This window comes from Pedobacter cryophilus (assembly GCF_005116455.1).
Taxonomy (GTDB): domain Bacteria; phylum Bacteroidota; class Bacteroidia; order Sphingobacteriales; family Sphingobacteriaceae; genus Pseudopedobacter; species Pseudopedobacter cryophilum.
The window spans coordinates 62415-84354 of sequence record NZ_SWBP01000006.1; the positions used below are offsets into that span (position 1 = coordinate 62415).

Consider the following 21940-nt stretch of genomic DNA (forward strand, 5'->3'; position numbering starts at 1 on the left):
GTGTGATACCGGTCACATTTAAAGCACAAGCTATTCTATATTTTTGTTAAATGAAGAAAATATATTTGTTTGTAGCTTTATGTTTATTAGGTGTTTCATCTGTAAAATCGCAAACTCATCAATTGCAATCTTCTTGGGTAATGTGGGTTCATAACCATAGTTTATCTGCTAAAAACAGTATAAATCTAGATCTTCAGGTGAGATCTAACGAGCAATTTGATGGCATTAAGAATTTTTTAATCAGACCAAGTTTTAATCATTCCATCAATAAAAACTTAAGTGCCACCTTAGGTTATAGCTATTTTAACACACAAGTTAATGCCACTGAAAATCAAAAATCAAGCTTAAGCGAAAACATGATTTGGGAACAATTTTCTATGCATCAAAACATAAATAACATTAATGTGATTAGTAGAATACGCCTAGAGCAACGATTTATTGAGCAACAAAGTTCAAATATTTTTACCCAAAGAATAAGATTTTTTGTACGAACGGTTATTCCAATTACCAAATCAAAACCAAAAGGCTTCAATAAAGGGACATATATTGCCTTACAGGAAGAAGCTTTTTTTAATGTCCAAAACAAAAATAAGTTGAACACTCATTTTTATGATCAAAATAGAATTTCCCTGAATTTAGGTTACAAATTTAACCAAAAAGTAAATTTAGAAGTAGGCTATCTTCATCAATCTATCCATAGAAAATTAGGCTCAACTAACAATAATATATTTCAAATTGTGCTGTTTACAAAGTTCAAAAACAAATAATTTGGATCTTAAACAGTCTCATATTTATAATTAATCTTTTTTTTCAAAAAACCTAATAAAACACTACTCGTTTACCTACACGATTAACAAATTTACGTTTTTTTGGTCTTCAAAAATATAGTTAAACTATTTTTTTTTAACTAAAAGACAAGTTACCAAGCTCCGGTAACGGTTGCGTAGATTATTAAAACAAAAAATATAATTTCTATCAATTATTTTATTCAACTTGAGTTTTAGATTAGCAAAACGACTAATTACAAAACCAATTAAATTAACTAATTATTTATTTTTTTATGCAAAAAATCAAACTATTTTTAATGATGGTGGCGCTACTCATGTATTCATCAGTAAACGCACAAACAAGAATCGTTTCGGGGACGGTAACAGATGACGGAAAATTACCACTTCCTGGAGTATCTGTAAGTGTAAAAGGTGTTAAGTCTGGTACACAATCTGGTGTTGATGGTAAATTCTCTATTAATGCGCCGGCTAATGCAACACTAGTTTTTACTTATTTAGGATTTAAAACTAAGGAAGTATTAATAGGTAATTCAACCAACGTTTCCGTTACTTTAGAACTATCGGCTACTGAATTAGATCAGGTGGTGGTTGTTGGTTACGGCACTCAAAAGAAAAGAGACGTAACTGGCGCTGTTGGTTCTGTATCAATGAAAGATATAGAAAATGTACCTGTTACCAGAGCTGATCAAATTTTACAAGGAAGAGTAAGTGGAGTACAAGTAACTCAAACCAACTCAGAGCCAGGTGGTAATGTTTCTATACGTATTAGAGGAACAAACTCCATCACGTCTGGTAACGAACCATTATTTGTAATTGATGGTTTTCCGGGTGCAGGAGATCTAAACTCTATCAATCCTAATGACATTGAATCTATTGATGTTTTAAAAGATGCATCTGCTACAGCAATATATGGTAGTAGAGGTGCAAATGGAGTTGTGATCATCACTACCAAAAAAGGAAAAGCAGGGCAAACAGCTATCAATTTTGAAACTTACACAGGTTTACAAACCGTAAGTAAAACTTATGATATGATGAATGCTACAGAATATGCTAATTATTTAAATGATGTAGTTACTTTAACCAATGCCGAAACTGGCTCTGTAAGAGCGCCTGCTTATACTGCTGCACAAATTTCTGCTTTAGGTGAAGGTACTGATTGGCAAGATGCTCTTTTACGTACTGCGCCAATTAGTAATTATCAATTAAGTATTTCTGGTGGGAATACAGATACCCAACAAAGCTTAAGTCTTAATTATACTAATCAAGATGGTGTAGTCATTAATTCGGGTTTTAAAAGAGCTACCTTAAGATACAGCTTAGATAAAAAGATTAGTGATAGAATTAAAATGGGATTTAACACCCAAATATCTCGCACTGATGAAAACAGAGCTTTAGTAAATACAGCTGGTGGTAGTGCGGGTGGTGTTATTTTAGATGCCCTAAGATATAATCCTGCTATACCTGTTACAGATCCAATTACTGGCGAATACACTTTTCAAAATGGACCAGCACCTTATGCAGATAACAACATGGGTAACCCTGTTGCATTTGCTAAGAAAGTGAACAATAAATTCGCTAACCTAAGAAGCTTAATGAATATTTTTGGGGAATATGAATTTATGAAAGGTTTAAAGTTAAGAGTAAATGGCGGAGTTGATTTAAACTACAACACTCGTGATTACTTTTTACCTACTGATCTTTTCTTGGCTAACGGACAAGGAACTGCAACAAGAACAGCCAGAAACAACTACAGTTGGATTAATGAAAACTTCTTAACTTATGATAAGTCATTTAGTAAAAATCACGTTCTTAATTTATTAGCTGGTTTATCTGTTCAACAATTTGACAACACCAATTTTAATGCAACTAACACCAACTTTTTCACTAATATTTTAGGTTCTGATAATATTGGTATTGGTTCTAATATTCAGCCTCTTTCTTCATCTAGATCTAGAAAAAGTTTAGCTTCTTATTTTGGAAGAGCCAATTATAATTTCATGGAAAAGTATTTGTTTACTTTCACGATGAGAGCTGATGCATCTTCTGTTTTTGGTGCTAATAATAAGTGGGGTTATTTTCCATCTGCAGCATTTGCATGGAGAATGATTGATGAAAATTTCATTAAAGACCTCACCTTTTTAAGTGATTTAAAATTACGTACCAGTTATGGTATAACTGGAAATCAAGAGATTGACCCTTATTCATCATTAGGAAGATATTCTGCTAATGGATATACTTCAGGCGCAACCAGATTAATTGGTATTGCACCAAATAATATTTCTAATCCAGATTTATCTTGGGAATCTACTGCATCTTTAGATATAGGTATAGATGCGGGATTTTTACAAAATCGCATCACCTTTACAGCAGATTATTATCAGAAAAAAACCAGCGACTTATTATTACAAGTTTCTATTCCTAGAAGTACAGGATATGCAACTACATTAATTAATGCAGGTGGCGTAGAAAACAAAGGTGTTGAGTTGGGTTTAAGTACTGTTAATTTTGATGGAAAAAACTTCCAATGGAGTACCAATGCCAACATCTCATTCAATAAAAACAAAGTCACTGATTTAAATGGTGAATATCAACGTTTTGTTGGAGAAACCAGCAGTAGTGTTTTTCCGGGTGCAAACCCCGGAAGTAACGTATTACGTGTTGGAGAACCAATTGGATCTTTCTATGGTTACACTTTCTTAGGTATTTGGCAAACTCCAGCAGAAATTACTGCTAGCGGAATTACCAACGTAGTAAGACCGGGCGACCCACGTTATGCAGATACAAATGGCGACAAAGTAATTAATGCTTCAGATAGAACTATTATAGGTCAGGCCCAACCTGATTTTATTTATGGCTTTACCAATAACTTTAGCTATAAAGGATTTAATTTAAACGTATTTCTTCAAGGAGTAGAAGGTGTAAATGTACTTAATTTAAACAGGTACGAAATTGAATCAGGTTTGTTAAATACCAACAAACTACAAAGTGTGGTTAATCGTTGGACCGGACCAGGTACAAGTAATACCATTCCAAAAGCAAATAGTACTTTAAGAAGATCTACAGGTGTATCTAGTGACGTTGTAGAAGACGCAAGCTTTTTGAGAATAAAAACAGTTTCTTTAGCTTATAAAATCCCAGTTTTAAAATCAATGATGAAAACTGTAAAATCTACAAGCATTTATGTAACTGCTCAAAACCTATATACTTTTACTGATTATACCGGCTTTGACCCAGAGGTAAACTCTTTTGGCGCTAGTAATTTGAGTTTAAACACAGATTATAATGCATATCCAAACGTAAGAACATTTATTGTTGGTCTAAAAATTGGATTTTAAATTTTAAATACATGAAAAAATATATTTTAGTAATGGCCGGACTGATGTCCATAACCATGGTCTCTTGTGAAAAGTTTTTAGAAGAGAAACCCTATGATTTTATAGGAAGTGCCAATTTTTATAAAACCGAAGGAGATGCTAACGCAGCATTAAATGGCGTTTTTAGTAGCTTACAACCCCAAACTTATTTTGGAAGAACAAGTTGGTTGGTTACTGAGCTAAGTGGCGATTTAATGAGAGTAAATGCCACATTAGCAGATCGTGACAACTTATACGGTCAAACTTTTGATGCAAACAATGGTGAAATTGGCAACTGGTGGAATAGTTCTTTTAACTTAATTAACAGAGCTAATGATGTAATCAAAAATGTGCCTAATATTTCAATGGATGTTACCAGAAGAAACAACATTGTAGGAAATGCTCGTTTTTTAAGAGCTATGGCTTATTTTGATTTGGTAAGAAGCTTTGGTAGTGTTCCTTTAATTCTAAATCCAACAGAAGATTTAAGTAATTTAAAACCAGCCAGAACTCCAATTGCAGAAATATACACTCAAATTATTGAGGATTTACAATTTGCAGAAACAAATTGTACTGCAGAAAATTTAATTCCTGCTAGCGCAAAAGGTAGAGTATCTACTGGAGCAGCTTCTGCATTGTTGGCTAAAGTTTACCTAACTAAAGCAACCACTACTGCAAAAGAAGCTACAGATTATACAAATTCTTTAACCGCTTCTAATAAAGTTATCAATTCTGGATTATATGCTTTAGGAGCTTATGCTGATGTATTTGATGTGACCAAAGAGAACAATAGAGATCATATATTTTCTATCCAGTTTGACTTACCTCCAAATGTTGGAAACATTGTAGTGCGTATGCATTTGCCTGCTGGTTTAAACGGAACAGGATCTTTTGTTGTTGAAAAATCTTTTGAAGATTCTTTTTTAGCTTTAGACACTAGAAAAGCTTTAACACTTAAAAAAGAAACTACCACTTCAACAAATGCTTATTATTCTAAATTTGCAGATCCATTAAGACAAACTAATAATGCAAGAAACAACGTATTAATTACAAGATATGCTGATGTTTTATTACTGCAATCAGAAGCGTTAAATGAAATAAATGCAGCTGATGCCACTAAACTTACCGGAATTAATGCTGTTAGAACAAGAGCTGGTCTTCCTATTTTATTGTTAACAAATGTATTAACAAGAGATGCTTTTGTTGATGCTTTAGTACAAGAAAGAGCTTGGGAGTTTAGTGCCGAAGGACACAGACGTTTTGATTTATTAAGATTAGGAAGATATAAGCAAAGACAATTAGCAGCATTTAACAGAACTGTCGCTGATAAATACTTATTATTCCCAATTCCTCAAACAGAAATAGATTTAAATCCAAATTTAAAACCTCAAAACCCAGGTTTTGAGTAATAAAAAATAGAATTAAAGAGAAAGCCATTTCGTATTGAAGTGGCTTTCTTTTTTTATGAATAAATTTCCCTATCGTAAGCTATATATAAATCAATCTAAAATCCTTTTAAGCTAATTGAAACCACTCCTACTCAGTCTAATTTATAAAACCTGATTTAGCAATAAAGAAATCTGAAGTGATTTCTAAGATTCAACTCCTTAATAATAGCGCTTTCATTTCGTGTATTGTAATCATTTAGCGCTTTGACTTCCATGTGCACTCTGTGTTTAAAAAAATTTCCATCACGCATAAAAACAATTGTTTTTTAAAGCTTTAAATTTTGCTTTATTTTAAAACAATAGGAGAATCATAGACCTTAAAATAAAAGATAAATCTTATAGAAAATTAATTACGCATAAAATATATTGAGTATTTTTTGGTAATTGATGTCGCTCTAAAGAATGTTTTAAGCACTTTACCTTAAAAGATTACAACAAAAAACTGGCTATCTCCATTACAGAAATAACCAGTTAAACACTAATTAATCAATTATTTAGATCGGATAGCCTCCACAGGATCTAACCTTGAAGCCGAGAAAGCTGGCCAAAAACCAGATATCACTCCTATAATTACCGAAATACTTATTCCTCTGATGATGTTTCCAGAGTCTAAAACAATTTTCACATCAAAGCCATAAGTGGCTACCAAAGTCCCAAGGTATACTACACCCAAACCTATTAACCCACCTATTAAACACAATGCAATAGCTTCAAAAAGAAATTGCATTAATATGAAATAATTTTTAGCTCCCAAAGATTTTTGAATACCTATAATGTTGGTACGCTCTTTTACAGACACAAACATAATGTTAGCAATACCAAAGCCGCCAACTAAAATAGAAAAACCTCCTATAATCCAACCGGCAACGTCTACAATTCCAAAAAGCTGATCTAACTGAGCCGATATAATAGTAGTCTTATTTAATGCAAAATTATCATCTGCCGAAGGACTTAATCTTCTGATAGATCTCATTAAACCTTTCAACTCACTCTCTACATCTGTTACAGAATACATTTCTTTTCCTCTAACCGTAATTTGAGGACCGTATCTGTCACTTTCAATATCTACTAAGTTTCTGGCAAAATTTAAAGGAAGTAGTAAGGTTTTATCTGATGAAACACCTAATAAATCTTCTCCTTCTCTAGCAAATACACCTACTACTCTTACTTTTCTACCTAAAACTTTAATGTCTTTTCCAGAAGCAGTCTGATTAGGAAAAAGTCCCTCGGCAATATCAGATCCAATTAAACAAACTGGAGAACCACTAGTAGATTCATTTTCTGTAAAATACCTTCCATCAGACAAATCAAAGTTCCAAGTTTTATTATAATCATGAGAAGCTGCAGTAACTTGTGCACCTTCTATACTATTACTTTTAAATTTTAAAGTCCTGTTAGATAAACTTATTTCATAAGACAAGCCCTCAGCTGTAGTTGCTCTTTCTTTTAATGCTTGGTAATCTCTTAAACTTGCATTTGGTCTTTGCATGTACTTCCACCAAGGATAATCGCCAAAACCACCCCAAGGCCACTTCTGAACATAAATGGTTTTGCTTCCTAATTTATCAACACTAGTTTGCAAATTACCTCTAAAAGTATCTACTGCTGCAAATACAGTGATAATGGTAAAAATACCTATCGTTATCCCTAAAAGAGATAAAAAGGTACGCATTCTATTTTGCCTTAATGCATCAAAGGCAAAGATGAAGCTTTCGCGAAAGAGTTTTAGAAACAGCATATTGCAATTTAGACGCCTTTATTGAATTTAAGTTACAAGTGAATTAAAATTATGTTTTTGTGTGAATTTAAAATTCTCTAGATCAAAATGTTTTGGGCGTTTTAAAAATCAGAATAAACTTCTCTCATCGTTATCCAAAAAAAAGCCCCAACAAAAAAATCATTTAAAACCCTTTTTCATATTAAAATGAAGCCTTCAAACTCTTCAAACAACTTATTCAATATTTGAATATATTTTTCATAAATTTGCGCTCCAAATTATTTGTTTAAAACGTATGAAATTATCACAATTTAAATTCCATTTACCTGAATCTCTTATAGCTCATAATCCTACAGAAAACCGCGACGAGTCTCGTATGATGGTTTTAGATAAAAAAACAGGAAAAATAGAGCACAAAATATTCAAAGATATCTTAGGCTATTTTGAAGAGAAAGATGTGATGATTTTAAATAACACTAAAGTTTTTCCAGCCAGATTATACGGTAATAAAGAAAAAACTGGTGCAACTATAGAAGTCTTCTTACTAAGAGAGTTAAATAAGGAGTTACGTCTTTGGGATGTTTTAGTAGACCCAGCCAGAAAAATAAGAGTTGGTAATAAGCTTTATTTTGGTGATGATGATCTTTTAGTTGCCGAAGTAGTAGACAACACCACTTCAAGAGGTAGAACCATTCGTTTCTTATTTGATGGTACTGATGAAGAATTTAGACAGAACATTGAAATTTTAGGCGAAACTCCACTTCCAAAATATATTAAGCGTCGTCCAACTGCTGAAGATAAAGAACGTTACCAAACCATTTTCGCTAAAAATGAAGGTGCAGTAGCTGCCCCAACCGCAGGTTTACACTTTAGCAGAGAATTATTGAAAAGATTAGAGCTAAAAGGTGTTGATTTTGCAGAGGTAACTTTACACGTAGGTTTGGGTACTTTTCGCCAGGTAGAGGTAGAAGATTTAACTAAACATAAAATGGATTCTGAGCAAATTATTATTAGCCAAGAATCTGCAAATATTGTGAATAAAGGAATTGAAGAAAAAAGAAGAGTTTGTGCTGTAGGAACAACCGCCATGAGAGCAATTGAATCAGCAGTATCGGCAAATCATCAATTAAAACCAATTAATGATTGGACTTCAAAATTTATTTTCCCTCCTTATGATTTTAGCATTGCTAATTGTATGGTAACAAATTTTCACACTCCAGAATCTACTTTATTGATGATGGTTGCTGCATTTGGTGGTTACGAAAACGTAATGAAAGCTTATGAAGAAGCCGTTAAAGAAAAATACAGATTTTACAGTTATGGTGATGCCATGTTAATTATCTAAATAAATAAGTATTTAAAACCAAAAAAGACCGAAAATTTCGGTCTTTTTTGGTTAATTAGATTTCTAATGAAAACAAACAATCATTTTTATGCGGTTATTGTTGCTGGAGGTAGCGGCAAAAGAATGGGCAATGTTATACCAAAGCAATTTATGCTTTTGAATGGAATACCTGTTTTAATGCACACCTTAAACGCGTTCTATACAAATGAATACCAACCACAAATTATTTTGGTATTACCTGAAAGTGAAGATTTTTTTTGGCAACAATTAATAGCAAAGCATCATTTTAAAGTCCCCCATCAAATTATTTATGGCGGAACGGAAAGATTTCATTCGGTTAAGAGTGCTTTATCTATCATCACAGATTCAAATTCTATAATTGCAATTCATGATGGGGTAAGGCCTTTAGTTTCGCAAAAAACCATTTCAAATTGCTTCCAATCAGCCTTAGCTAAAGGAAATGCTATTGCCGCCATTCCTGCTAAAGATTCTATACGCAAAGTAAAAAACAATCAATCTGAAGCGCTTAACAGGTCTGAAATTTATTTGGTTCAAACTCCTCAAACTTTCATATTTGAGCAGCTTAGAAACGCTTATAAGCAAGAATACAGCATAAATTTTACAGATGACGCCTCTGTAGTTGAAAAAGCAGGCTTTCCTATCCACATAGAAAATGGAGATGAGTTTAATTTTAAAATTACTTTTAAAGAAGATTTAATTATTGCTGAGGCTCTTCTTAAATCTAATATTTAAGAATTTCGTTTAAAGTTTGGATAGATAAATCTAATTCACTTTTATTGATTACCCCCACTCTTTTAATCAAACGTTCTTTTGAAACAGAACGAATATGAAAAATCAAAAGCTCAGAAATCTCTTGTAAACCATTATGATGGTTTGGTTCTATTATTGGATTTCCTTTATAGTTTTTAATTTTTGTAGTGAGAGGAGCAGTTATTACTACTTTTAAATAGGTATTTAACAAATTTCCACTTAAAATAACCACAGGCCTATAACCCGCTTGCTCACTACCTTTAGTTGGATCTAAATTAGTAAACCATATTTCGCCTTGTTTCAATCCTCTATTTGTTTGAAATAATCTGCCATTCCTTCTTCTGCAATGAGTAAAATATCCTCATCATTTAATGCGTTTTTGTAAGATTTAGCATATTCTGCCTTATTCAATTGCTCCAAATAAATTCTCAAAGCCTTTTCAATTAACCGATTTTTGGGTAATTTCATTTTTTTTGCCTTTTCAGAAAGCAAATCCATTAAATCATCTGGCAAAGTGCTGGTGAATGTGGTCATCTTAATAAATGCTTTAAAACCAAATTTACAATTATATTTATGATTTATAAATATAATTCATAAAAAAAGCGAAACATCGTTAGACATTTCGCTTTAATTAAACTTATTAAAAGTTTAAGCTCCTCTTATCACTCTTAATAGTACTGCAATTACAGCAATTACTAATAAAATATGAATTAATCCTCCTCCAAATGGAGAAACAAAAGCGCCAAAAATCCAAAAAATAACTAAAATTACAGCTATGATGTAAAGTAAATTTCCCATGATGATTTAATTAAGGTTTAACAATAAAATATTCTTATTAATTCCATAACTAAAACCAGACCAATTAAAATTTACAATACAATATGCGTCCTTATTTAATAAAAATCAAACAATTGTTAAAGTAGTTGTATTTTAATTTGGACAAAAAAAAAGACTCAAATTACATTTGAGTCTTTTTTCTTAGTATTCATCTTCATTAAAGAAGAAGTCATCCTTGGTGGGATAATCCGGCCAAATTTCTTCGATATTTTCATAAGGCTCGCCATCATCTTCTAATGCCTGTAAGTTTTCTATAACTTCTACAGGAGCACCAGAGCGAATTCCGTAATCAATTAATTCGTCCTTTGTTGCCGGCCATGGAGCGTCTTCAAGATGTGATGCTAATTCTAATGTCCAATACATATTCTTAGAATTTATTTTATAATTTGCAAAAGTATATTAATATTTAAGCTTTACTAAAAAAGTTTTCAACAATTTTAAATCCGGGGTAACCAAATGTTCTCTTCATTTTTATTATCAAAAATTACTTTCCTGCTTAAGGTAAATAAATAATCAGAAAGTCGGTTAAGATAAATCACTACTTTATCATCTACCCATTCTTCTTCTGATAGATGAACGGCAATTCTTTCGGCCCTACGACAAACACATCTGGCAATATGGCAATAAGATGCTATTGGGTTTCCTCCGGGTAAAATAAAATGCTTTAACTCTGGCAAAACAACATTCATTCTATCTATTTCTTTTTCCAATAGCTCAATATCTTCCTCATGTAAATCAGGAATTTTCATTTTTGATTTCTCAGGGTCTGATGCCAATGTTGAACCTACAGTAAATAACCTGTCTTGTATTTCTTTTAAAGTTTGTTTGTCTTCATCGGCTATAGCCTGATCTCTAATTAAACCTATATAAGAATTTAACTCATCTACAGTTCCGTAAGATTCTATTCGTAAATGATGCTTTGGTACCCTAGTTCCTCCAATTAAAGAAGTAAAACCTTTATCTCCTGTTTTTGTATAAATTTTCATTGATATATTTTGTCTAGTCTATATACAGTTAGAATTTAATTCTTGTTTTAATATTTCTTTAAATCTAAAGCAAAAGACGGCAAAGCGCAAAAATTGTGAAATAAAAAAAGGTGAGTCACACATTACTCACCTTTTCCAATAAAACTAAAAAAATCAATTTTAAACGGCTTCCTTTTTAGCAGAAACTGTTTTAATGTCTTTATTCAAATAATCTTCTTCTATTAAACCATCTCTCATCCTCACAATTCTATGTGCATGTTGTGCAATATCCTCTTCGTGGGTAACAATAATAATGGTATTTCCTTTTGAGTGAATTTCTTCTATTAAACCCATAATCTCTGTAGATGTTTTGGTATCTAAGTTCCCGGTGGGCTCATCCGCTAAAATGATAGATGGATTATTAATAAGTGCTCTGGCTACGGCAACTCTTTGTCTTTGCCCTCCAGATAATTCATTGGGTTTGTGATGTACCCTGTTCCCTAATCCTACATTCTCTAAAGCTTGTATAGATCTAGTATCTCTATCTTTTTTCTTAATACCAGCATAAATAAGCGGTAAAGCCACATTATCTTGTGCGGTAGACCTTGGCAAAAGATTAAAGGTTTGAAAAACGAAGCCAATTTCTTTATTTCTTACGGTAGCTAATTCACTTTCAGACATTTCACTTACGTTGATGCCATTTAAAATGTATTCACCTTTGGTTGGCGTATCTAAACATCCTAAAAGATTCATTAAAGTAGATTTTCCTGATCCAGAAGGACCCATTAAAGCTACAAATTCTCCTTTATTGATGGTTAAAGAAACAGATTTCAAAGCGTGAATGGTCTCTGCTCCTATCACATATTTTCTACCTAAATCTTTAATAGTAATTAATGGCTGCATTTTAACGGTTTTGATAATTTGACAAGGTTAGTTGATCTTTTGTTACAAGGGAAACCAAAATTTTAACAAAAACCTATTTCTGAATCACTTTAGCCACTTTAATATATTCCTCATTTTTTAAGGGGGCGTTTAGCAGCGCTTCTTCTCTGGTCATTTCTTGCTTCACTTCATCAGCTCTCAATACGTTAACCGCTTGGTTCATGTAAATTAAAGGCTCAACACCTGTGGTATCTAACTCATTAAGTTTAGCCATAAAATCTAAAATCTCACTTAGCTCTTCAATAGATTTTTCTTTTTCCTTTTCGGTAAGTTCTAGTCTTGCTAAATGGGCTATTTTCTCTACGGTTTCCTTATCAATTTTCATAATTTATAATTTAAGCCTGATGCTATTTTCTGATACACTAAATCCTTTAATAAATCTTCATCCTCTGGGTTATAACCATCGGTTTCTATGGGTTCGTGAACACAAATATGCGAAACTCCGGGCTTACAACCATATTTAAATCCATCATCCCAAAATATTTTCCAATTATCATGAATGGTTACCGGTAAAATTGGAATTTTATTGGTAATTGCTAATTTAAAAGGTCCATTTTTAAATTCATGTAATTGAGGTGGAAAATCAGCTCCTATTTTACCTTCTGGAAAAATAATGACCGACATTTTCTCATGCAACCTATGCTCTACTTTTTTAATGGCTCTAAATGCAGCAATTTTACTATCTCTATTGATTGGAATATCTATGGTCTCAAAAAATATCCGCATAAAAGGATTTTTCAGTAATTCTTCCTTTCCTAAAAAGAAAAAATTATTTTTCATCATCAAGGTCATTGCAGAAATATCCAAGTTGGAGGCATGGTTTGGACAAATGATATAAGTTTTGCTCCAATCTATTTGGCTTTTAAATTCAAACTTGTAAAATATGCCGCTAAAAGCTGATGAAAGATAGGCCCAACACTTTCTCACTTTATTAAATTGAGGATATCTACTTTGTTTTCTCGAAAAATAATAAAGAAAAGGATAGAGTAAAACGAAGAATAGAATCACCATAAACAGGTATTGGTAGAGTAAACATCGTCTCAAAATTCTTTTCATAGCCCTCAAAAATAGAAATTTTCTGTACTTTCGTCGCATTATGGAAACTGTTGTTAGCGGAATCAGGTCTACTGGTAAATTACATCTCGGAAACTATTATGGAGCGGTTAGTAATTTTGTGAAAATGCAAAATGAATATAATTGCTTTTTCTTTATTGCCGATTATCATTCATTAACCACCCATCCTACTCCAGCCAACCTTCATGGAAACATTAAACAAGTTTTAGTAGAGTATTTGGCAGCGGGATTAGATCCAGAAAAAACTACTTTGTACATTCAATCTGACGTACCAGAAATTGCCGAATTGTATTTGTATATGAATATGAATGCCTATTTGGGTGAATTAGAAAGAAGTACATCTTTTAAAGACAAAGTAAGAAGCAATCCTGATAATGTAAATGCTGGTTTATTAACTTATCCGGTTTTAATGGCTGCTGATATTTTAATTCATCATGCCACAAAAGTTCCGGTAGGAAAAGATCAGGAACAACATTTAGAAATGACCCGGACTTTTGGCAATCGTTTTAATAACCTTTACCAAACCGAATATTTTAAAGAGCCTTTTGCTTTTAACTATTCTAATGATTTGATTAAAATTCCAGGATTAGATGGGAAAGGTAAAATGGGAAAATCTGAAGGAGAAATGAATGCGGTTTATTTATCGGATTCACCAGAAATCATCAGAAAAAAAGTAATGAAAGCAGTTACTGATGCTGGCCCTACTCAAGAAAATCAGGTTAAACCACAAGAGGTTCAAAACTTGTTTGATTTGATGAAAGTAGTTTCATCTGCAGATACTTTAGTTCATTTTGATGAGCTTTACAATAAATGTCAAATTAGATATGGCGATTTTAAGAAGCAATTGGCCGAGGATATGATTATTGCCACACAACCTATCAGAGAAAAAATAGAAGACATTTCTAAAAATACTGTACTATTAAGGCAAGTAGCCAAACATGGCGCCATAAAAGCCAGAGAAAGCGCTTCAAAAACAATAAAAGAAGTAAGAGAAATTATTGGCTTTAAAGCTTTTTAATATTAGATTTAAAATTGTCGGACTAAAAATCGGCGTAAGCAAAAAAATATGCACATAGCAATTGTTGGAAACATTGGAGCCGGTAAAACTACCTTAACAGAATTATTAGCTAAGAATTATGGTTGGGAAGCCATGTATGAAGCGGTTGATAATAACCCTTATTTAGAAGACTTTTACAGTGATATGAAAAGATGGAGTTTTAACCTCCAAATTTACTTTTTAAATAGCCGTTTTCAACAAATTAAGGAAATTCAAAAGGGGAATAAAAGTATCATTCAGGATAGAACCATTTATGAAGATGCTTATATTTTTGCAGAAAACCTCCACGAAATGGGTTTAATGACCACTCGTGATCATGATAATTACCGTTCAATTTTCGAAAACATTACTTCGTTTATCAATCCACCGCACTTATTGGTTTATTTAAAGGCATCTGTACCTACTCTGGTAGAGAATATCCAACGCCGAGGAAGAGAATATGAAGCCAGCATCAGGATAGATTATCTTCAAAAACTGAATGAGAAATACGATAAATGGATAAAAGGTTATGATGCCGGTAAACTATTAATTCTTGATAAAGACAATTTAGATTTTACCAATAACCCCGAAGATTTAGCATCCATTATTGAAAAAATTGAAAGAGAAATAAATGGTTTGTTTTAGCTTTCGCCGATGAAAATTTTAGGCATCATACCAGCAAGGTACGCATCCACCCGCTTTCCGGGTAAACCCTTAATAGATTTATCAGGTAAATCTATGATTCAAAGGGTTTATGAACAGTGCAAAAAAGCTTCTTCATTAGTTGAAGTAGTGGTTGCTACGGATGATGAACGAATTTTTGCTGCTGTTAAGGCTTTTAATGGAAATGTAATTATGACAGCTGATGACCACCAAAGTGGGACTGATAGATGTGCTGAGGTTGCCAGAAAAATGCCAGGCTTTGATGCTATTATTAACATACAAGGAGATGAGCCATTAATAGATCCAAATCAAATTAACCTTTTAGCTTCTTGCTTTAATGATATTTCAACAGAGCTAGCTACTTTGGTTAAAGAAATAAAAACAAAAGAAGAGCTTTTTAATTTTAACACCCCAAAAGTTATTCTCAATAAAAACTTAGAAGCTATATATTTTAGTCGCCAGGTTATTCCTTATTTAAAAAACGTAAATCCTGATGATTTTTTAAACCAATATACTTTCTATAAGCATATTGGCATTTACGGCTACAAAACATCTACTTTAGGCATCATTTCAAACATTTCTACCGGAAACCTTGAAAAAGCAGAAATGCTTGAACAGCTTCGCTGGATAGAAAACGGTTACAAAATTAAAGTAGCCATTACAGCTCATGAAAGTTTAGCTATTGACAGCCCAGAAGATGTTGAGAAAGTGCTATCCGCTTTAAAATAATTATTAAGCATGTAAAGGCCTTTGTTTTACCATGCCTCCATAGGTATCATCTACGGTGTGCATTACAATAAATGCTTGTCTATCTATGTTTTTAACCAAGTTTCTTAATTTGGTAACTTCTAATCGGGTAACAACCGTAAAAACAATATTGATATCTCTTTCCGCCAGACTTAAATTCTTTACATAACCTCTTTCTCCTTTGTAAATGGTTACCGCTCTTCCTAATATTTTGATGATGGCTTGTCTAATTTCTTCATTTTCTGATGAAATAATAGTTACACCAATGTACTCTTCAATACCATGAATAATAAAATCGACGGTTTTTGAGGCTGCCAAATAAGTTAAAATAGCGTAAAGAGCAGTTTCAAAATTAACTACCCAAGCAGCAAAACCAAAAATAATGATATTAAAGAGCAAAATAATATCGCCCACACTTAAGCTCACATTTCGTGAAATAAATAAGGCTAAAACCTCTGTGCCATCTATTACAGCGCCTCCTCTAATGGTTAAACCAATTCCAGCTCCTAAGAAAAAACCGCCAAAAACAGCTATTAATAATTTATCTGTAGTAATAATAGGGAAAAAATCAAAGGAAACCATTAATGCCAAACCGGCAATTGCGGCTATGGTTTTGAGTGCAAACATTTTAGAAATTTGCTTAGAACCTAGTAAAACGAAAGGAATATTCACCAAAATAACGAGTGCGCTAAGCGCATAACCTGTTTTAATGTTTAATAAAAGAGAGATTCCCATTGCGCCTCCATCTAAAAAATGATTGGGCAGCAAAAAACTTTTTAAACCAAAACTAGCCGAAGTGATTCCTAAAACTATAAAGAAAAATTCTTTTAAAATAACCGTATAATCTGCTTTGCGATAGGCGTATTTTAATTTCTTTTTGTAACTCATATACCGCAAAATATAATAAATTTTATAGTTTTTTGCTCAATTACATCAAAAGGATTCTTAAATTGTTACAATTTTAAACATATCATGAGCCTAAAAAGTATCAATCCGTATAACGGAAAAACGATAAAAACATATAAAGAACATAGCTTAAAAGAGATTTCTGATAAGATTAAAGAAACTCATGAAGCTTGGCTGAGTTGGAGAAAAACTGACTTTAAAGAACGAGCATTATTGATGCAAAATTTATCTGCCGCTTTAAAAAACAGTAAAGAAAGTTTGGCTAAAATGATGACAGAGGAAATGGGAAAACCCTATAAAGCGGGTATTGCCGAAGTAGAGAAATGTGCAGGAGTTTGCGATTATTATGCCACCCATTCCAAAGACTTTTTAAAAGATCAATTGGTAGATACAGATGCTACAAAAAGCTTCATTTCATTTCAACCTTTGGGTGTAGTTTTGGCTATTATGCCTTGGAATTTCCCTTTATGGCAAGTATTTAGATTTTTAGCCCCTAGTTTAATGGCGGGCAATTGTGGCATTTTAAAACATGCATCTAATGTGAGTGGCTGTGCATTAGCCATTGAAAATTTGGTGATAGCAGCTGGATTTCCTGCCCATGTGTTTCAAAGTATTTTGGTGAGTAGCAAAAAAGTAAATCCAATTATAGAAAACCCTTTAATTAAAGCCGTAACCTTAACCGGGAGTACTTTTGCCGGAAAAATGGTGGCTCAAAAAGCGGCTTCATTGATAAAAAAATCAGTTTTAGAGTTAGGAGGAAGCGACCCTTACCTTATTTTAGAAGACGCCGATTTAGATTTAGCTGCCGAAATTTGCGTAAACTCCAGATTAATCAATAGCGGACAAAGTTGTATTTCGGCAAAAAGATTTATCGTGATTAAAACTATCGAAAAGGAATTTATTCGCTTATTCAAACTAAAAATGTCTAAAAAAATAATGGGAAACCCATTGAATGATAAAACAGATATTGGTCCACAGGCTAGAGAAGATTTAAGAGAGGAGTTACATCAACAAGTTAAAAAATCTATAAAAAAAGGCGCTAAATGTGTTTTAGGAGGCGTAATTCCGAAAGGAAAAGGAGCATTTTATCCTGCAACCATTTTAATTAATGTGAAAAAGGGAATGCCTGCTTATGATGAAGAACTATTTGGACCTGTGGCGGCTATTATATCAGCAAAAAATGAAGAAGAAGCCATAAAAATAGCCAACGATACTTCCTTTGGATTAGGATCTGCGGTGTTTACCAAAGACCTTATAAAAGGCGAACGAATTGCAAAAGAAGAATTACAGGCGGGAAGCGCTTTTGTAAACGAATTGGTTAAATCTGATGCTCGATTACCTTTTGGAGGCATCAATCAATCTGGCTATGGTAGAGAATTAAGCGCTTTTGGTATTCATGAGTTTGTGAATATTAAAACAGTTTATGTGAAATAGTATGTAATAAAATAGCCCTAACAAACTTCAATTTAAATTAAATGATCATCAAAAATATGGAGCCCCATCATTGGGAAGCTGTTAAAGAAATTTATGAAGCCGGCATTGCTACTGGATATGCCACTTTTGAAACTTCGGTGCCAGAATGGGATGTTTGGGATAAAAATCATTTACCACATTCTCGCTTGATATGCGAAATTGACGGTAAAGTTGCTGGTTGGGTAGCCTTATCACCTGTTTCAGGGAGATGTGTTTATAATGGTGTTGCCGAGATTAGCATTTACATTGATCCCAAATTTCAAGGTTTTGGAGTGGGTTATGTATTGTTAGAACATTTAGAAAAGGAAAGCGAAGCTAATGGATTATGGATTTTACAAGCCGGGATTTTTGAGATCAATAAAGCCAGCATCCGACTACATGAAAAATCGGGGTTTAGAAAAGTAGGCTACAGAGAACGTATTGGACAGCTCAATGGCGTTTGGCAAAACGTAGTTTTATTTGAAAGAAGGAGCAAAACCGTTGGTGTTTAAGTTCCGTTTTTAAAGGACAATATCTTATCAATAAATTGAAAAAATTGAAAACAGCCCTTATTATATTTTTAAAATACCCCGAACTAGGTAGATCCAAAACACGTTTAGCTGCAACCGTTGGAAATGAAAACGCACTTAAAGTTTACATAGAATTATTAGCACATACAAATCTGATTTCTAAAGAATTAAATTTTGATAAATATTTGTTTTATGACAAGGTGACAGCCCATAAAATGCCTTGGGGAGATGATATTTACCACACCGCCTACCAATTAGAAAGTGATTTGGGCGGCCGAATGCAAAATGCTTTTGAGCAACTTTTTGATAAAGGTTATGAGCGAATAGTAATTATCGGATCTGACTGTTATGAGCTTACGCAAGAAATCATAGAAGAAGCGTTTAACAAGCTTAATAGCAACAAAGTAGTAGTTGGCCCTGCTAAGGATGGAGGTTATTACTTATTAGGCCTATCACAACTCATTCCGCAATTGTTTAGCGATGTAGCTTGGAGTACTGAAGAAGTGTTTTCATCTACTATTAAAATTTTAAAATCTTTAAATTTAAGCTATGATACTACCCCTATCTTATCTGATATTGACACCGAAGATGATTTAACTGAAAAATTAAAGTTATTAATTAGTTAAAATTATATAAATATCTGAACTACAATACTAATTAATTTTAAAGAAATAGTAAATACCATTAATTACTGAGCTTAAACCTATGAAAATCACAATATTTTGCATCATACTTTTTATATTTTCATTTAAGATTAATGCAGCAGAAAACTATAAAATTGGAGATCAACTTTTTGTAGCAAGTTCAAAAGGTTTGAATCTCAGATTATCTTCTTCCCTAGATTCTAAAATCATAAAAACATTAGTATTTGGTTCCAAAGTTGAAATTATTGATACTAAAATTTCAGAAATCCCTTTTAGCTTATTTGTAGATGATTTTTGGGATCATAAAGGAATAGAGCTGAAAGGTTTTTGGGTTAAGGTTAAATCAGGAGATAGTGAAGGTTATGTCTTTGATGGGATATTAACCAAAAAAAAGTATGTAGAATTTGGAGTTGAAGTTAACCAAATTAAAATTTTTGGTGAACCCAAAATAGATACACTTAAAAAAATATCAGCACCAATGAAAAATGGGATCAAATACCCTTATCAAACCATTATTAAAACTTTTTCTAATCTCATAGAAGAAGAGACCTTTTTTGATGGTTGCTGGAATGTAAAGCAAACATTTAGAAATATTTCTTTTAACGAAGTCTATTGGTTAATAAACCGAGATATGATCAATGCAGATGCTATTCAGGAAGTAAAAATAATTAGAACTAAAAACACCACTATCATCACTTATTATTCTTGTACATGATTTCGCGTTAACGATAGCAGCGGATACCGGCCAAAAGCCTAATGCCAGCGCAGTATGAGCGGATAGCGTGTTAAAACGCCCAAAATCTGACAACTGATAACCGATAACTCCTTAACTGAATTCAAATCTTACTTCCTCCTGACTACCTCCTCTTCCCTACTTCCTAATTAAAATTTATCTTTGCAGCTTCAAAAAAAAGAAAAATGAGTAAACACGGAAGAATTTTGGTAGCGATGAGTGGCGGAGTGGATAGTTCGGTTGCTGCCGTAATGTTGCATGAGCAAGGTTATGAGGTAATTGGCTTAACCATGAAAACCTGGGATTACGCTTCTTCAGGTGTAAATTCAAAAGAAACTGGCTGTTGCAGCTTAGATTCTATTAACGATGCCCGTTCTTTAGCAGTTGGATACGGTTTTCCACATTATATTTTAGATATCAGAGATGAGTTTGGCGATTTTGTGATCGATAATTTTGTGGATGAATATTTAGCCGGCAGAACGCCAAACCCTTGTGTATTATGCAATACGCACATAAAATGGGAAGCCTTACTAAAACGAGCTGATAAATTAGATTGTGAATTTATTGCCACGGGGCATTATGCAAATATCCGTTCTCAAGACAGCGGCAGGTATGTGATCTCTAAAGGAAAAGACGAGAATAAAGACCAGTCTTATGTGCTTTGGGGAGTTTCTCAACAAAATTTAGCCCGTACGCAATTTCCATTAGGCTCTTTTGCGAAATCAGAAATCAGGCAAATGGCTTTAGATATGGGGCAAATGGAATTGGCCAATAAAAGTGAAAGCTACGAGATATGCTTTGTTCCTGAGAATGATTATAGAGCGTTTTTAAAGCATAGAGTGCCCGAATTAGAAACCAAGGTTGATGGCGGCGATTTTGTGCTTACAGACGGCACAAAAGTAGGTAAGCATAAAGGTTATCCGTTTTACACCATTGGGCAGCGCAAAGGTTTAGGCGTTGCTTTTGGTCACCCCATGTTTGTGACACAGATTTTGCCCGAAAGCAATACTGTGGTTTTAGGCACACAAGACCAACTACAAAGAACCGAAGCCTTGGTAAGAAACCTTAATTTGATTAAATATGAATCAATTTTAGAACCTTTGGAAGCTACCACTAAAATTAGATACAAAGATGCTGGTGCCATGAGCCATATTCAACAAGTGGGCGATAAAATGAAAGTAAGCTTTCATCATGCGGTTTCGGGTATTGCACCAGGGCAATCAGCAGTATTTTATGAAGGAAATGACTTATTAGGTGGTGGATTTTTGATCTAAGCTTAATTTTTAATTTTATAATATTAAATTCGCTTCATGTTGAAGCGAATTTTTTTTTGGATTGTAATTTCAAGCTTAACTTGGGCTTCCTGCACCAAAGAAACAACCGCACCCCCTATTGATTTTCAAAGCAATTTTTACCCGCTTAAAATTGGCGCTGTATCTATTTTTGAGGTAGATTCTACCGCTTACAGCAATTTCACCAATAGCAGTGTAAATTATCAATTTGAAATAAAAGATAGCGTAACCAATACTTTTGAAGATTTAACGGGCACAACCAATTACAGAATAGAACGATATAAAAAGGTAAACGGAGCTTCTAATTGGGTTTTTCAATTGGTTTTTACTCGAAACAAAAGTATAAGAGCGGCTGAAGAATTTATTAATAACCAAAGGTTTATACGTTTAATATTTCCGCCATTAGCAGGTGCTGTATGGAATGGTAATTCTAAAAATACCATTGGACAGCAAGAATTTATTATTGAAAATGAAGTGGCTGCTTTAAGTCTTAATAATTTCAATTTTGATTCTACCCTAGTAGTTACAGAAATTGACGAACAAAACTTGATCAGAGAAGATGTAGTAAATGTAACTTATGCTAAAAATGTAGGTTTGGTTCAAAAAGAAGTGAAAGCTTTAGATAAAAATATTTCGACCGGAAAAATCACCAATGGCTTTGCCTACACCCTCAAGATTAAAAGTTTTAAGTAACAGT

24 protein-coding genes are annotated in these 21940 nt (G+C 33.0%); 14 read left to right on the forward strand and 10 right to left on the reverse strand.

Going from position 1 to position 21940, the window contains the following annotated elements; translation table 11 throughout:
- Positions 1–50 precede the first annotated feature (50 nt).
- The 3 genes from FA046_RS14815 to FA046_RS14825 all read left to right on the forward strand — a co-directional run bounded on the left by FA046_RS14815 (position 51) and on the right by FA046_RS14825 (position 5550).
- The gene (locus FA046_RS14815; RefSeq protein ID WP_136827319.1) at positions 51–767 is read left to right on the forward strand and encodes a DUF2490 domain-containing protein; all 717 of its coding nucleotides are present in this window, start codon (positions 51–53) and stop codon (positions 765–767) included.
- 293 nt (positions 768–1060) lie between these two features.
- Positions 1061–4123, forward strand: coding sequence for a SusC/RagA family TonB-linked outer membrane protein (locus FA046_RS14820; RefSeq protein ID WP_136827320.1), 3063 nt, complete (start codon positions 1061–1063; stop codon positions 4121–4123).
- 11 nt (positions 4124–4134) lie between these two features.
- Positions 4135–5550 (forward strand): RagB/SusD family nutrient uptake outer membrane protein, encoded by a 1416-nt coding sequence (locus FA046_RS14825; RefSeq protein ID WP_136827321.1) that lies wholly within the window; start codon positions 4135–4137, stop codon positions 5548–5550.
- A 529-nt stretch (positions 5551–6079) separates the two neighbouring features.
- Here the strand turns inward: FA046_RS14825 and FA046_RS14830 are convergent.
- Positions 6080–7327, reverse strand: a complete 1248-nt coding sequence (locus FA046_RS14830; protein ID WP_136827322.1) for an ABC transporter permease — start codon at positions 7325–7327, stop codon at positions 6080–6082.
- 274 nt (positions 7328–7601) lie between these two features.
- Here FA046_RS14830 and queA point away from each other — a divergent pair, with 274 nt between their 5' ends.
- Complete coding sequence (gene queA / locus FA046_RS14835; RefSeq protein WP_136827323.1) at positions 7602–8651, forward strand: tRNA preQ1(34) S-adenosylmethionine ribosyltransferase-isomerase QueA; 1050 nt, start codon at positions 7602–7604, stop codon at positions 8649–8651.
- 66 nt (positions 8652–8717) lie between these two features.
- Entirely contained in the window at positions 8718–9404 is a 687-nt protein-coding gene (locus FA046_RS14840) for a 2-C-methyl-D-erythritol 4-phosphate cytidylyltransferase (RefSeq protein ID WP_136827324.1), read from the forward strand.
- Here FA046_RS14840 and FA046_RS14845 read toward each other — a convergent pair.
- The 8 genes from FA046_RS14845 to FA046_RS14880 all read right to left on the reverse strand — a co-directional run bounded on the left by FA046_RS14845 (position 9394) and on the right by FA046_RS14880 (position 13093).
- Positions 9394–9726, reverse strand: a complete 333-nt coding sequence (locus FA046_RS14845) for a type II toxin-antitoxin system PemK/MazF family toxin (RefSeq protein WP_136827325.1) — start codon at positions 9724–9726, stop codon at positions 9394–9396. The genes FA046_RS14840 and FA046_RS14845 overlap by 11 nt on opposite strands.
- The gene (locus FA046_RS14850; protein WP_136827326.1) at positions 9723–9956 is read right to left on the reverse strand and encodes a ribbon-helix-helix protein, CopG family; all 234 of its coding nucleotides are present in this window, start codon (positions 9954–9956) and stop codon (positions 9723–9725) included. The genes FA046_RS14845 and FA046_RS14850 overlap by 4 nt, the downstream gene beginning before the upstream one ends.
- 114 nt (positions 9957–10070) lie before the next feature.
- Complete coding sequence (locus FA046_RS14855; protein WP_136827327.1) at positions 10071–10220, reverse strand: lmo0937 family membrane protein; 150 nt, start codon at positions 10218–10220, stop codon at positions 10071–10073.
- Positions 10221–10400: 180 nt separating this feature from the next.
- Positions 10401–10622: a DUF2795 domain-containing protein gene (locus FA046_RS14860; protein WP_017258669.1), complete on the reverse strand. Its 222-nt coding sequence runs from the start codon at positions 10620–10622 to the stop codon at positions 10401–10403.
- A gap of 74 nt (positions 10623–10696) precedes the next feature.
- Positions 10697–11245 carry a cob(I)yrinic acid a,c-diamide adenosyltransferase gene (locus tag FA046_RS14865; RefSeq protein ID WP_136827328.1) on the reverse strand — a complete coding sequence of 183 codons (549 nt, stop codon included), beginning with the start codon at positions 11243–11245 and terminating at the stop codon, positions 10697–10699.
- A 159-nt stretch (positions 11246–11404) separates the two neighbouring features.
- Positions 11405–12127, reverse strand: coding sequence for an ABC transporter ATP-binding protein (locus FA046_RS14870; RefSeq protein WP_136827329.1), 723 nt, complete (start codon positions 12125–12127; stop codon positions 11405–11407).
- A 73-nt stretch (positions 12128–12200) separates the two neighbouring features.
- Positions 12201–12491, reverse strand: coding sequence for an Asp-tRNA(Asn)/Glu-tRNA(Gln) amidotransferase subunit GatC (gatC, locus tag FA046_RS14875; protein ID WP_136827330.1), 291 nt, complete (start codon positions 12489–12491; stop codon positions 12201–12203).
- Positions 12488–13093, reverse strand: a complete 606-nt coding sequence (locus FA046_RS14880) for a lysophospholipid acyltransferase family protein (protein ID WP_225870938.1) — start codon at positions 13091–13093, stop codon at positions 12488–12490. The genes gatC and FA046_RS14880 overlap by 4 nt, the downstream gene beginning before the upstream one ends.
- A gap of 169 nt (positions 13094–13262) precedes the next feature.
- Between FA046_RS14880 and trpS the strand changes: the two genes are divergently transcribed.
- The 3 genes from trpS to kdsB are packed head-to-tail and all read left to right on the forward strand — an operon-like array spanning position 13263 to position 15668.
- Positions 13263–14258 (forward strand): tryptophan--tRNA ligase, encoded by a 996-nt coding sequence (gene trpS, locus FA046_RS14885; RefSeq protein ID WP_136827332.1) that lies wholly within the window; start codon positions 13263–13265, stop codon positions 14256–14258.
- A 48-nt stretch (positions 14259–14306) separates the two neighbouring features.
- On the forward strand, positions 14307–14921 hold the full coding sequence (locus tag FA046_RS14890; RefSeq protein WP_136827333.1) for a deoxynucleoside kinase: 615 nt from the start codon (positions 14307–14309) through the stop codon (positions 14919–14921).
- Between the two features lie 9 nt (positions 14922–14930).
- Entirely contained in the window at positions 14931–15668 is a 738-nt protein-coding gene (kdsB, locus tag FA046_RS14895; protein WP_136827334.1) for a 3-deoxy-manno-octulosonate cytidylyltransferase, read from the forward strand.
- A gap of 3 nt (positions 15669–15671) precedes the next feature.
- On the opposite strand, the gene FA046_RS14900 is transcribed toward kdsB, so the two are convergent.
- Positions 15672–16574 (reverse strand): YitT family protein, encoded by a 903-nt coding sequence (locus FA046_RS14900; protein ID WP_169303385.1) that lies wholly within the window; start codon positions 16572–16574, stop codon positions 15672–15674.
- A gap of 84 nt (positions 16575–16658) precedes the next feature.
- Here FA046_RS14900 and FA046_RS14905 point away from each other — a divergent pair, with 84 nt between their 5' ends.
- The 6 genes from FA046_RS14905 (at position 16659) to FA046_RS14930 (ending at position 21936) form a co-directional block, all read left to right on the forward strand.
- On the forward strand, positions 16659–18026 hold the full coding sequence (locus FA046_RS14905; protein WP_136827335.1) for an NAD-dependent succinate-semialdehyde dehydrogenase: 1368 nt from the start codon (positions 16659–16661) through the stop codon (positions 18024–18026).
- Between the two features lie 41 nt (positions 18027–18067).
- On the forward strand, positions 18068–18556 hold the full coding sequence (locus FA046_RS14910; protein WP_136827336.1) for a GNAT family N-acetyltransferase: 489 nt from the start codon (positions 18068–18070) through the stop codon (positions 18554–18556).
- Between the two features lie 44 nt (positions 18557–18600).
- Entirely contained in the window at positions 18601–19200 is a 600-nt protein-coding gene (locus FA046_RS14915) for a TIGR04282 family arsenosugar biosynthesis glycosyltransferase (protein ID WP_169303386.1), read from the forward strand.
- Positions 19201–19279: 79 nt separating this feature from the next.
- The gene (locus FA046_RS14920) at positions 19280–19933 is read left to right on the forward strand and encodes an SH3 domain-containing protein (protein WP_136827338.1); all 654 of its coding nucleotides are present in this window, start codon (positions 19280–19282) and stop codon (positions 19931–19933) included.
- Positions 19934–20136: 203 nt separating this feature from the next.
- On the forward strand, positions 20137–21225 hold the full coding sequence (mnmA, locus tag FA046_RS14925; protein ID WP_136827339.1) for a tRNA 2-thiouridine(34) synthase MnmA: 1089 nt from the start codon (positions 20137–20139) through the stop codon (positions 21223–21225).
- A 36-nt stretch (positions 21226–21261) separates the two neighbouring features.
- On the forward strand, positions 21262–21936 hold the full coding sequence (locus tag FA046_RS14930) for a hypothetical protein (RefSeq protein WP_136827340.1): 675 nt from the start codon (positions 21262–21264) through the stop codon (positions 21934–21936).
- Positions 21937–21940 lie beyond the last annotated feature (4 nt).